The 12379-nt window shown below is 42.7% G+C and carries 10 protein-coding genes and 1 riboswitch; all 10 genes read left to right on the plus strand.

Annotation, left to right across the window (positions count from 1 at the left end; all coding sequences use genetic code 11):
- Positions 1-7: 7 nt before the first annotated feature.
- The 10 genes from ACYVQ1_RS00940 (at position 8) to ACYVQ1_RS00985 (ending at position 12162) form a co-directional block, all read left to right on the plus strand.
- A complete protein-coding gene (locus tag ACYVQ1_RS00940; RefSeq protein WP_461249526.1) occupies positions 8-1324 on the plus strand; it encodes an FAD-containing oxidoreductase in 1317 nt (438 codons plus the stop codon).
- Positions 1325-1565: 241 nt separating this feature from the next.
- Entirely contained in the window at positions 1566-2444 is an 879-nt protein-coding gene (gene mvk / locus ACYVQ1_RS00945; RefSeq protein ID WP_461249527.1) for a mevalonate kinase, read from the plus strand.
- Entirely contained in the window at positions 2426-3370 is a 945-nt protein-coding gene (gene mvaD / locus ACYVQ1_RS00950; protein WP_461249528.1) for a diphosphomevalonate decarboxylase, read from the plus strand. Before mvk ends, mvaD begins: the two co-directional genes overlap by 19 nt.
- Positions 3363-4358: a phosphomevalonate kinase gene (locus tag ACYVQ1_RS00955; protein WP_461249529.1), complete on the plus strand. Its 996-nt coding sequence runs from the start codon at positions 3363-3365 to the stop codon at positions 4356-4358. The genes mvaD and ACYVQ1_RS00955 overlap by 8 nt, the downstream gene beginning before the upstream one ends.
- A gap of 48 nt (positions 4359-4406) precedes the next feature.
- A complete protein-coding gene (gene fni / locus ACYVQ1_RS00960) occupies positions 4407-5411 on the plus strand; it encodes a type 2 isopentenyl-diphosphate Delta-isomerase (RefSeq protein ID WP_461249530.1) in 1005 nt (334 codons plus the stop codon).
- A 391-nt stretch (positions 5412-5802) separates the two neighbouring features.
- A riboswitch (M-box (ykoK) riboswitch) is annotated at positions 5803-5958 on the plus strand.
- A gap of 224 nt (positions 5959-6182) precedes the next feature.
- Positions 6183-8843, plus strand: a complete 2661-nt coding sequence (mgtA, locus tag ACYVQ1_RS00965; RefSeq protein WP_461249531.1) for a magnesium-translocating P-type ATPase — start codon at positions 6183-6185, stop codon at positions 8841-8843.
- A 285-nt stretch (positions 8844-9128) separates the two neighbouring features.
- A complete protein-coding gene (gene glmU / locus ACYVQ1_RS00970; RefSeq protein WP_014633437.1) occupies positions 9129-10511 on the plus strand; it encodes a bifunctional UDP-N-acetylglucosamine diphosphorylase/glucosamine-1-phosphate N-acetyltransferase GlmU in 1383 nt (460 codons plus the stop codon).
- Between the two features lie 79 nt (positions 10512-10590).
- Positions 10591-11139 carry an NUDIX domain-containing protein gene (locus ACYVQ1_RS00975; RefSeq protein WP_014633436.1) on the plus strand — a complete coding sequence of 183 codons (549 nt, stop codon included), beginning with the start codon at positions 10591-10593 and terminating at the stop codon, positions 11137-11139.
- 3 nt (positions 11140-11142) lie between these two features.
- Complete coding sequence (macP, locus tag ACYVQ1_RS00980) at positions 11143-11403, plus strand: cell wall synthase accessory phosphoprotein MacP (protein WP_013990959.1); 261 nt, start codon at positions 11143-11145, stop codon at positions 11401-11403.
- A 66-nt stretch (positions 11404-11469) separates the two neighbouring features.
- Complete coding sequence (locus ACYVQ1_RS00985) at positions 11470-12162, plus strand: 5'-methylthioadenosine/adenosylhomocysteine nucleosidase (RefSeq protein ID WP_002886153.1); 693 nt, start codon at positions 11470-11472, stop codon at positions 12160-12162.
- Positions 12163-12379: the final 217 nt, after the last annotated feature.

Genomic DNA, 12379 nt, shown 5'->3' on the forward strand with positions numbered 1-12379 from the left:
TACAGAAATGTTAAACTATGATTTGATTGTTATCGGTTTCGGTAAAGCCGGTAAAACTCTGGCTGCTAAGATGAATGCAGCTGGTAAGAAAGTTGCTGTCATCGAGCGCAGTAAAGCCATGTATGGTGGTACTTGCATTAATATTGCGTGTATCCCAACCAAGACTATGATTGTTGCGGCTGAGAAGGGCTGGTCTTTTGACGACACTATGAAAGAACGTGGTGCGGTGACTGGTCGTCTTAATGCTAAGAATTATAAAATGTTGGCAGACAATGGCGTTGATGTCATTGATGCAGAGGCACATTTTGTGTCAAATAAGGTCATCGAAGTGGTGGCAGGTGATGACCGTCAAGAGCTTACAGCTGAGACTATTGTCATCAATACAGGTGCCGTGTCTAATGTCTTGCCTATTCCTGGTTTGACAACAACTGAGCATGTCTACGATTCAACTGGTATTCAAACCCTTGAAGCCTTGCCAAAACGCTTGGGTGTCCTAGGTGGTGGTAATATCGGTCTTGAATTTGCTGGCCTTTATAATCGTTTGGGAAGCCAAGTGACTGTCTTGGATGCAGCGACTAGCTTCTTGCCACGTGTAGAGCCATCTATTGCTAAGTTGGCCAAGGAATACATGGAAGAGGATGGCATTGTCTTTGAGCAAGGTGTTAAAACTTCTGAAGTTAAGAATGACGGTGATGAAGTTGTCGTGGTTACTGACAAAGGGGACTTCCGTTTCGATGCTCTCCTCTATGCGACAGGACGCAAGCCTAATATCGAACCTCTTCACTTGGAAAATACCGATATTGCCTTGACAGAACGTGGAGGTATTCAGGTTAATAAGCATTTGGAAACAAGTGTTCCTGGTGTCTTTGCAGTGGGTGATGTTAATGGTGGTCTCCAATTCACTTACATTTCACTAGATGATTTCCGTATTGTCTTTAATTACTTAACAGGAGATGGTAGCTATAACCTTGAAACACGTGGAGTTGTTCCAACAGCTATGTTCCTAAACCCACCTTTGGCTCAGGTTGGCCTTACTGAAGACCAAGCCAAGGAACAAGGCTTGCCAGTAGCAGTTAAAGAAATGCCAGTGGCAGGTATGCCTCGTGGTCATGTGAACGGTGATTTGCGTGGTGCCTTCAAAGCTGTGGTTAATCCTGAAACTAAGGAAATCTTGGGTGTGACCCTATTTGGTCAAGAATCTCATGAAATTATCAATTTGATTACCCTAGCTATGAACCATGGTATTCCATACACAGATTTGGCTAAGCAAATCTTCACTCACCCAACTATGGCTGAGAACCTAAACGATTTGTTTGCGATATAAAATGAAAAGAGCCGAGAGGCTCTTTTTTGTGAGTATATCATCCATACAAAGCGACACCCTAGGTTAGATGTCGCTTTTTTTGCACTTTGATGATAAGATAGAAGTGCTATAAGAAAATTCTTTAGATTGGTGCTCTTTGTCTCCTTTGAATGCTTGATTGACCTTGAGTCACCACTAGAATCTGTATGAAAAATCTAGAAAGACACTCGCCTGCAAATTCGTCTGTGAGTGTGTGTAATTTATGACTAAGAAAGTAGGAGTGGGCAAGGCTCACAGTAAGATTATTTTGATGGGGGAGCACTCGGTCGTTTATGGTCATCCTGCCCTTGCCCTCCCTCTTAAGGATATTGAGGTTGTCTGTCAGATTCAGGCGGCTGAGACTCTTTTGACGCTAAAGGCTCAAGATCCCTTGACGACGGCTATTTTTTCAGCTCTTAATTATCTGAAAATCAAGAATCAGCCTATCAGCTATGCTATTAAGTCTAGTGTCCCTGAAAAGCGTGGCATGGGGTCGTCTGCGGCTGTAGCCATTGCGGCAATTCGAGCGGTCTTTGATTATTTTGATCAGGAGCTTAGCCAGGAGACCTTGGAAATGCTAGTTCATCAGGCGGAGACCATTGCCCATAGTAAACCTAGTGGTTTAGATGCAAAGACCTGCTTGAGTGATCAAGCCATTAGCTTTACGCGTAATATCGGTTTCAAGGAAATCGAGGTCAATTTAGGTGCTTATCTGGTCATTGCTGATACGGGTATCCATGGAAATACCCGTGAGGCTGTGGAAAAGGTTGAGGCTATTGGTTTAGATGCCTTGTCAGATCTCAACCAACTGGGCGAATTAAGTAAGAAGGCAGAACGCGCCCTCAAAGCCAAGGATCAAAAGCTTCTTGGAAAACTTATGTCTCAAGCCCATAATCACCTTAAATCTTTAGGGGTGTCTTGTGATTTGTCGGATCTTCTAGTAGCAACTGCTCTGGAGCATGGTGCACTGGGAGCCAAGATGTCAGGCGGAGGACTTGGTGGCTGTATTATTGCCCTGACAAGTACTAAAGACCAAGCCCAAACGATTGCTAAAAAACTTCAAGAAAAAGGAGCCGTAAACACGTGGATAGAAAGCCTATAAGCGTCAAATCGTACGCAAATATTGCTATTGTCAAATACTGGGGTAAGGCGGATGCGGAGCGTATGATTCCTTCAACCAGTAGTATCTCACTGACTTTGGAAAATATGTATACGGAAACCAAGTTATCTTTTCTGCCTGAGGATGCGACTGGTGATGTCATGTATATCGATGATGAGCTCCAAGGGGAAAAAGAGACGACTAAGGCTAGCAAGGTTTTAGATCTCTTCCGTACTAATCCAAATCAACATGTCAAAATCGAAACATGGAACAATATGCCAACAGCAGCGGGTCTATCATCAAGTTCCTCAGGTCTTTCTGCCCTAGTTAAAGCAGCTAACGAGCTCTTCCAAGTCGGAAAAACGCAGTCTGAATTAGCTCAAATTGCCAAGTTTGCTTCAGGTTCGTCATCACGGTCCTTCTTTGGACCATTGGCAGCCTGGGACAAGGATAGTGGTGAGGTTTACCCGGTTGAAACAGACCTTAAATTGGCCATGATTATGCTGGTTTTGACAGATCAAAAGAAACCCGTATCAAGCCGGGACGGTATGAAATTGTGCACCGAAACATCGACCTCTTTCCCAGAGTGGGTTAAACAGTCTGAGCAGGATTACAAGGATATGTTGACCTATCTCAAAGCAAATGATTTCCAAGCGGTCGGTGAGCTTACAGAAGCCAATGCCCTTCGTATGCACCAAACAACAAGTACGGCTAACCCACCATTTTCATATCTAACGGAAGCCTCTTATCAGGCTATGGACAAGGTTAAGGCCCTCCGTGCCTCTGGTGAGCAATGTTATTTCACTATGGATGCAGGACCAAATGTTAAGGTGCTCTGTCTGGAAGAAGACCTAGACCGCCTAGCAGACCACTTCCGTAAGGACTATCAGGTCATCGTTTCACGCACTAAGGAGTTGCCAGATGCCTAAGCAGTCGGTCAGTCAGGTCACAGTAAAAACTGGTGGGAAACTCTACATTGCTGGAGAATACTCAGTCTTAACACATGGGCAGACAGCCCTAATCCAATTTATTCCCATTTTCATGTCAGCAGAGGTCAAGGAAGCTCCAAGCACACAGCTGTCTTCAGACATGTTTGACTATAGTGTGGGCCGTGAGCCAGACGCAAATTACGCCCTCATTCAAGAGGCCTTGAATACTTTTGAGGCTTTTTGTGGTGAGAAGTTGCCTAGTCTGGACCTTTCCATCACTGGAAAGTTGGAACGAGATGGGGTTAAATTTGGTATCGGTTCTTCGGGTTCTGTTGTGGTATTGACCCTCAAGGCCTTGGCAATAGCTCTTCAGAAAGACTTATCTAAAGACATTCTCTTTAAGCTAGCTAGCTACACCCTTCTCAAGCAGGGAGATAATGGTTCTATGGGAGATTTAGCTTGTATCGTATACGAGGATCTGATTTCCTATCGTTCCTTTGACCGTGCAAAAATAGCAGAGCTTATAGACCAAATAACTCTATCAGAGCTTTTGGAAAAAGACTGGGGCTATCGTATCAGTCCTATAGTGCCAGTTCTCCAAGCTCACTTTTTAGTGGGGTGGACCAAGCAAGCTGCTATTTCAAAAGACATGGTTAAAATGGCCAAATCTCGCATATCAAGCAAGTATTTAAGTGAGACCGAAGTGGCCGTCCAAGATGCCCTAAAGGCACTGGTAACAGGAGATAAGAACTTGCTTAAGAGCAGCCTTCAGGCTGTCAGTGACCAGTTGGAATCACTTAGTCCAGATATTTATGTGGCCAAGCTGAAAAAACTCAAAGAAGCAGAGCAAGGACTCGATGCTATCGCTAAGTCTTCTGGAGCAGGTGGTGGCGACTGTGGTATCGCCTTTGCCTTTGACCAAGCAAGCCGAGATAGCCTAGTTAATCGCTGGCAGCAGGAAGGTATAGAGCTTTTGTATGAGGTTTAGGGGTCAGCTAAGTAGACATTATCACGCAAGAAAGTAAAGAAATAACCTATGACAAATCGTAAAGACGATCACATCCGTTATGCCCTTAAGTACCAGTCGCCCTACAATAGTTTTGACGATATGGAACTTATCCACAAGTCTCTACCGACTTATGATTTAGATCAGATTGACTTGTCCACACATTTTGCGGGACGAGATTGGGATCTTCCCTTTTATATCAATGCCATGACAGGTGGTTCTGCCAAGGGTGGGGCTGTCAATCGAAAACTAGCTGAGGTGGCCAGTCGAACAGGTATTCTCATGGTGACAGGTTCCTACAGTGCTGCTCTAAAGGGGGAAGCACCAGAATCCTTTGACTATCGCCAAGAGTTTCCAGACTTAGACCTTGCGACTAATATCGGTGTGGATAAGTCTGTGGACCTGGGAATTAAGACGGTGGAAGCTATGAACCCAGTCTTTTTACAGCTCCATGTTAATCTTGTGCAGGAGCTCCTCATGCCTGAAGGAGAGCGTATTTTCCATACCTGGAAGGAAAATGTGGCGGCTTATGCACAGAAAATAGAGTGTCCACTTGTCCTCAAGGAGGTCGGCTTTGGTATGGATGTGGAAACCATTCGTTACGCCATGTCTCAGGGCATCAAAACTGTGGATATCTCAGGTCGTGGTGGGACTAGCTTCGCCTATATTGAAAATAGTCGAGGCGGCAACCGTGATTACCTCAATGACTGGGGACAAAGCACCGTCCAGACCCTCTTGCAAGCCCAAGACCTTCGTGATAATGTGGAAATCCTAGCCTCTGGTGGCGTGCGGAACCCACTTGATATGGTCAAATGTCTGGTTCTAGGAGCAAAAGGTGTAGGCCTCTCACGAACTGTCCTTGAATTGGTAGAACGCTACCCTGTGGATAAGGTTGTGGCTATTGTTAATGGCTGGAAAGATGACCTTCGTCTCATCATGTGTGCCCTTGATTGTCGGACTGTTGATGAGCTCAAATCTGTTGATTACATTCTACACGGTAAGCTACAAGGGACTTATATCAAGCAAAGAAAGTAGGAAAGAGCTGAGAACTTTCTAGAATTAAGCAAAAGAAAATTTAAAAGAAGTAAATTGTTTCTTTTTGAATCTTTAATTTTGATTCTCAATCTTGGTTTGATAATTTTAACTCATTCGATCAAAAGACTAACTCGGAATTTTTGAGAGTAAAACAGTTTTGGGAACTGTTTTAGCCTGAGCCTAGAAATTAAAAAGTGAAGGGGCTCAAAAATTAGTCATGGAGCTTCGAAGAAGTTCGCTGACGTCCGTACTCACTTAAGGAAAGTCTAAAAAAATCCATTTTACAAAAGAATATCTTACAAAAAAGAGCGGAAGCTCTTTTTTTATTACCCACTCAAGCAAAAAGTAACTTTTCCCCTTGACAAGTTACCGCCTTAGGAGTATTATTTTCAGTGAAATACGGTAGGTGAGGCTACCACAAGGATACGGATGACTACCGCAAAGCAGTGGAGACACTACTCGTTGGTCAACAGTCCTGATCGCCAAGGTCAAGACTAAGCTCATTTCATCGCCTTGCGGAGCTAAAGCTTGAACGGTCCATTTTTTGACAGAATCTATTAAAAAATCAACCTCGAGTTTATAGAGTCTTACCTGTATATGGGTAGGACTCTTTTCTTTTATCTGAGGTCCACCCACTATGTAAAAAAATGAAAGGAGAAACCTATGAGACTAATCGACGATCACCCCGAACCGCACCTAACCAGTCAATCGCTGATTAGTGTCTTAGGGACTCCATAAGTGATTGGCTCCTGATTAAATAAGGAGATTCCAATGTCAACAAATAAAGAAAGACTTATTGCTGCTCTTCAAGAGCCACTTGAAACAACCCTTACTCGCTACAAGACTCATTTGGATGGCTTGAAGGAAGACCAAGTAGAAGAAAACCGTGACCTTTATGGGGAAAATGTCATAACCAAAGGACAAGAGGATTCTATCATCAAAAAGATTTATGAATCTATCATCAATCCCTTTACTGTTATTCTCTTAGTCATTGCTCTGGTTTCCTTTATCACCAATGTCTGGCTTGCTAAACAGGGTGAAGAAGACCCAACGACTTCTATCATCATTGTCACTCTAGTTTTGATATCTGGTGGTATCCGTTTTATTCAAGAACTTCGTAGCGACAAGGCTGCCAGTAATTTGTCTCGCATGATTGTCAATACAGCAACAGTACTTCGAGATGGCAGTGAGCAAGAAATCCCAATTGATGAAATTGTGGTTGGAGATGTGGTCAAACTAAGTGCGGGAGATATGATTCCGGCTGATGTGGTCTTACTAGATTCTCGTGATTTCTTTGTTCAACAGTCTGGCTTGACAGGTGAAAGCGATGCTGTGGAAAAAGCTTGTCTGGCTAAAGCAGATGGTCAAAATCTAGAGAGCCTGCTTGAAAGTGAGAGCCTTGCTTTCATGGGAACTAATGTTATCTCTGGTCGTGGAACAGCCTTGGTTTTAGTTGTTGGTGATGAAACCATGATGGGAGCAATTGAGCAGACCATCAATACTTATGACGAACCAACTTCATTTGAACGTGAGATGAATTCCATTTCTTGGCTCTTGATTCGACTCATGTTGGTTATGGTTCCTGTTGTTTTTGTGATTAACGGTTTAACAGATGGGGACTGGCTTGAAGCCGGCGTCTTTGCCCTTAGTGTGGGAGTCGGTTTGACCCCAGAAATGTTGCCGATGATTATCACAGCCAGTCTTGCCAAGGGTTCTATCATTATGGCCAAGGAAAAGGTGGTCATCAAAAAGCTTAATGCTATTCAAGACCTAGGGGCTATCGACATCCTTTGTACGGATAAGACAGGAACCCTGACTCAGGATGAAATCGTTCTTGAGTACCCTCTTGATATCCATGGCGACCTTGACCTTTCAGTGCTTCGGAGAGCCTATCTTAACTCTTATTTCCAAACTGGCTTGAAAAATCTTATGGACCGTGCCATTATTAGTCGAACTGAGAGAGAAGCTAAGAAACACGAGATTGTTCGTGACCTTGACCAAACCTTCCACAAGATTGATGAGCTCCCTTTTGATTTTGAACGCCGTCGCATGAGTGTCATTGTTAAAGACAATGATGGTTTTGTCAGCATGGTGACAAAAGGTGCCCTTGAAGAAATGCTCTCTGTTTCTAACTATGTGGAATACAAGGGTGACATTATCCCATTGACCGACGATGTTCGTGATGAAGTTCTCGCTGAAGTTGCCCAGTTGAATGAACAAGGTTTGCGTGTTCTCGGTGTTAGCTATAAATCACAGCTTAATGAAAATGACGTCTTTAGTGTCGAAGATGAAAGTGACATGATTTTGACGGGATATCTTGCCTTTCTTGACCCACCAAAACCATCAGCAGCACCTGCTATCAAGGCTTTGGCAGAGTATGGTGTGACCACAAAGATTTTGACTGGAGACAATGATAAGGTGACACAGGCTGTCTGTGAAAAAGTTGGTCTAGATGTGAGACACATCCTACTTGGAAGTGACATTGATACCATGTCAGATCAAGATTTGGCTAAGGCTGTGGAAACGACAACAGTCTTTGCTAAGTTATCCCCAGACCAAAAGGCACGAATTATCCTAAGCCTTAAGGAAAATGGCCACAAGGTAGGTTATATGGGTGATGGTATCAACGATGCCCCATCTATGAAGGTGTCAGATGTGGGTATCTCTGTGGATACAGCTGTTGATATTGCTAAAGAAACTGCAGATGTTATCTTGCTTGATAAGGATCTAATGGTCTTGGAAAAAGGTCTAGTTGAAGGACGTAAGGTCTATGCCAATATGACCAAGTATATCAAGATGACTGTTTCTTCAAATTTCGGTAATATCTTTTCTCTCCTTTTTGCCAGCATCTTCTTACCATTCCTACCAATGGCACCTGTGCATTTAATTGTCCTTAATCTTGTCTATGATATTTCTTGTATCGCTCTTCCATTTGACAATGTGGACAAGGAATTTCTTAAAGAGCCACATATCTGGGAAGCCAAATCAATCATGCGTTTCATGGCTTGGTTTGGACCTATTTCGTCTGTATTTGATATTTTGACTTACATCTTGCTCTATTTCATCATTGTGCCAATGATTTTGGGGCATGGCTATGTTCATGGTTCACCAGAAGCAGCAGCCTTTATTATCATCTTCCAAACAGGTTGGTTTATCGAATCTATGTGGTCTCAAACCATGGTTATCCACATGTTACGTTCACCAAAACTACCATTTATTCAAAGCCACCCAGCACTATCTGTTGTTGTGACAACCCTATTTGCTGCTGTCTTTGTAACCTCTCTTCCTTACAGTCCTTTGGCTAGTCTCTTAAAACTTAGCCATCTAAATGGTCTCTATTTCATTCTCTTGTTTGTTATTATCGTTTTGTATATGCTTAGTGTTACCTTTGTGAAGCATATCTATATTAAGAAATATAAAGAATGGTTATAGGACAACTATCCTTAGAAAAAAGAGCGTAAGCTCTTTTTTCATTACCTTTCATTCTGCCAAAACCTTTTCATTTATGGTATAATAGGGCGATTATAGATAATCAGAGGCCCTAAAAAACTTCAGTTATGAGGACATATTTTCTAAGAAATGAGAGACTATGTTTTCAAGGCCCCTTTCTTTCGTAGGCTATCCCAGTGGGAGGTGGAGGCCCTGAGATTTGGGGCTCAAGGCTAAGACCGCCACGAAGGAAACCATCACAAAAAAATCTTAAGAAGGAAAAAGAAAATGAGTAATTACGCAATTATCCTTGCTGCGGGTAAAGGAACTCGCATGAAATCAGATCTTCCAAAAGTATTGCACAAGGTTTCAGGCATCACTATGCTTGAACATGTCTTCCGTGCAGTTTCAGCCATTGATCCAGCTAAGAACGTTACTGTTATTGGTCACAAGGCTGAACTTGTTCGTGAGGTTTTGGATGGTCAATCTGCCTTCACTTTGCAAACTGAGCAGTTGGGGACTGGTCACGCAGTAATGATGGCTGAAGATGAGTTGGCTGGACTTGAAGGTCAAACGCTTGTTATTGCTGGTGACACGCCTTTGATTACTGGTGAAAGCCTTAAAAACCTTATTGATTTCCATGTTAATCACAAAAATGTTGCCACTATCTTGACTGCAACTGCGGACAATCCATTTGGTTATGGTCGTATCATCCGTAACGAAAATGGCGAAGTGACTAAGATTGTTGAGCAAAAAGATGCCAACGAATTCGAACAACAAGTCAAAGAAATCAATACAGGGACTTACGTTTTTGACAATAAACGTCTCTTCGAAGCACTTAAAAATATCAACACTAACAACGCTCAAGGGGAATACTATTTGACTGATGTCATTTCTATTTTCCGTGAGAATGGTGAAAAAGTAGGTGCCTTCACCCTTCGTGACTTTGAAGAAAGTCTTGGGGTTAATGACCGTGTTGCCCTAGCTACGGCAGAAGATGTTATGCGTCGTCGTATCAACAAAGCTCACATGGTCAACGGTGTTACTTTCCAAAATCCAAACGCTACTTATATCGACGTGGATGTGGAAATTGAGCCAGATGTTGTCATTGAAGCTAATGTGACACTTAAAGGACAAACTAAGATTGGTGCAGAGTCAGTGCTTACTAATGGTACTTATATTGTTGATTCAACTATCGGTGCCAAAACTGTTATCACTAACTCTATGATTGAGCACTCAGTGGTTGAAGAAGGTGTTACCGTTGGTCCATTTGCCCATGTTCGTCCAGATTCAACCCTCAAAAAAGATGTTCATATCGGTAACTTCGTTGAGGTTAAGGGGTCTACTATCGGTGAAAATACCAAGGCTGGTCACTTAACCTACATTGGTAATGCGGAAGTTGGTTCTGACGTTAACTTTGGTGCCGGAACAATTACCGTAAACTATGATGGACAACACAAGTTCAAGACACAAATTGCTAACAATGTCTTTATCGGAAGCAATTCAACCTTGATTGCACCGCTTGAAATTGGGGCTAACGCTCTCACAGCGGCTGGTTCAACCATCACAGATGATGTGCCAGCTGACAGCGTAGCCATTGGACGTGGCCGTCAGGTCAATAAAGAAGGCTATGCCATTAAGAAACCTCACCACCCAAGCCAACAAAAGTAGGCTTAAGACTATCTGAGCTAGATTCTCTTGTAGAGTAGAGGTAGCTTAGAATGAGGTCAGAAGTAAAAGGAGTCAATTCATGGAGTTTGAAGAAAAAACACTCAAACGTGAGTCAAAATTTAAGGGACATATTTTTGAAGTTGCAGTAGACGAGGTCCTCTTGCCAGACGGTAAGACGGCTGGTCGTGAACTCATCTTCCACAAGGGAGCAGTAGCCGTTTTAGCGGTTACCCCAGAAGGAAAAATCATTATCGTAAAACAATACCGTAAGGCTATTGAGGCGGTTTCTTACGAGATTCCTGCAGGCAAACTGGAAGTCGGTGAAGCTGGCGATGAGATGGCTGCAGCAGCGCGTGAACTTGAAGAGGAGACTCAATACAAGGGTGATCTGGAATTGATTTATGAATTTTACACAGCCATTGGCTTTTGTAATGAGAGAATCAAACTCTATGTAGCGACCAACCTTAAACCTGTGGAAAATCCACGTCCACTTGATGATGATGAGTTCCTTGAACTCTATGAATTGACCTATGAAGAGTGTATGGAACTTGTAGCGTCAGGGGCTATCCAGGATGCCAAAACTATCATCGCACTCCAATACTATGCACTTCATTTCGGAGGAAAATAAGCTATGGGCAAACCACTTTTGACCGACGATATCATTGAGCAGGCCAAGCGTGGGGAAATCGATTTAGAGGAACATCCTTATTATGAGGACTATGATCAAGAGTTCTATGACGAGGATTATGAGGCTGATTATCAGCCTTCTGCCTACAAGAGCCGTCGAATTGAGAATGCCAAACGCAATCAATTTCAACACAAGCTTAATCGCATCCTCTTTTGGGTAGTGGTCCTCTTGATTCTTCTCTTCATTGCTGTCTTTTATTTCTAAAAAGTCTATGAGTCAGATAGCCCTAGCTACTGATTCAGGAAAGATTACAAGCTGAAAAGGAACTATATGAAAATCGGAATTATCGCTGCCATGGAGCAGGAGTTAGTGCTTCTAGTGGAGCAATTGGAAAATAAGGTTGAAGAAACTGTTCTTGGCAATACCTACTACACAGGACGTTTGGGAAAACACGACGTCGTTTTGGTACAATCAGGTGTTGGTAAGGTTATGTCAGCCATGTCTGTGGCTGTCTTGGCAGACCATTTTGGCGTTGATGCCCTCATTAACACTGGTTCTGCAGGAGCAGTAGCACCTGGACTTAAAATTGGAGATGTGGTTGTAGCTTCAAAATTAGCCTATCACGATGTTGATTTGACAGCCTTTGGCTATGATTATGGGCAAATGTCTATGCAGCCACTTTACTTTGAAAGTGACTCTACCTTCGTAGAGACTTTCGAAAAGGTCTTGGCTCAGGCTTCCATTGATTCTAAGATTGGGCTTATCGCTACGGGTGATAGCTTCATTGCAGGTCAAGACAAGATTGATGCCATTAAGGGGCATTTTCCAGAAGTCTTGGCTGTAGAGATGGAGGGAGCAGCTATTGCTCAAGCCGCACACAGTGTCAAAAAGCCTTTCATCGTTGTACGTGCCATGAGTGATACAGCGGCTCATGATGCTAACATTACCTTTGATGAATTCATTATTCAGGCGGGGAAACAATCAGCTGCTATCTTGGTTGAGTTTCTCAAAGAACTTGCCTAAAATACATTAAATGAGTGCTTATGCTCATTTTCTTAATTAATTTAAAGATGACTGCTATTCATTTAAGAATGGCAGTTTTTTTCTGCTTTTAGATAAGATAAGCTTCTCATTTTTTAAAGAAAAAATCTGAATTTTAGCATTTTTCAGACGGAAGTTGAATTAAAATTATGGCAATAAAATGAGAAAGAAAAATAATATTAAAAGAGAGACTCCGAAA

It is taken from the genome of Streptococcus parasalivarius, from assembly GCF_054785155.1.

Bases quoted from the DNA above. Each gene is read 5' to 3' on its own strand.
- ACYVQ1_RS00985 (WP_002886153.1), top strand. From the start codon at position 11,470: ATGAAAATCGGAATTATCGCTGCCATGGAGCAGGAGTTAGTGCTTCTA.
- mvk (WP_461249527.1), top strand. From the start codon at position 1,566: ATGACTAAGAAAGTAGGAGTGGGCAAGGCTCACAGTAAGATTATTTTG.
- ACYVQ1_RS00940 (WP_461249526.1), top strand. From the start codon at position 8: ATGTTAAACTATGATTTGATTGTTATCGGTTTCGGTAAAGCCGGTAAA.
- mgtA (WP_461249531.1), top strand. From the start codon at position 6,183: ATGTCAACAAATAAAGAAAGACTTATTGCTGCTCTTCAAGAGCCACTT.
- ACYVQ1_RS00975 (WP_014633436.1), top strand. From the start codon at position 10,591: ATGGAGTTTGAAGAAAAAACACTCAAACGTGAGTCAAAATTTAAGGGA.
- macP (WP_013990959.1), top strand. From the start codon at position 11,143: ATGGGCAAACCACTTTTGACCGACGATATCATTGAGCAGGCCAAGCGT.
- ACYVQ1_RS00955 (WP_461249529.1), top strand. From the start codon at position 3,363: ATGCCTAAGCAGTCGGTCAGTCAGGTCACAGTAAAAACTGGTGGGAAA.
- glmU (WP_014633437.1), top strand. From the start codon at position 9,129: ATGAGTAATTACGCAATTATCCTTGCTGCGGGTAAAGGAACTCGCATG.
- fni (WP_461249530.1), top strand. From the start codon at position 4,407: ATGACAAATCGTAAAGACGATCACATCCGTTATGCCCTTAAGTACCAG.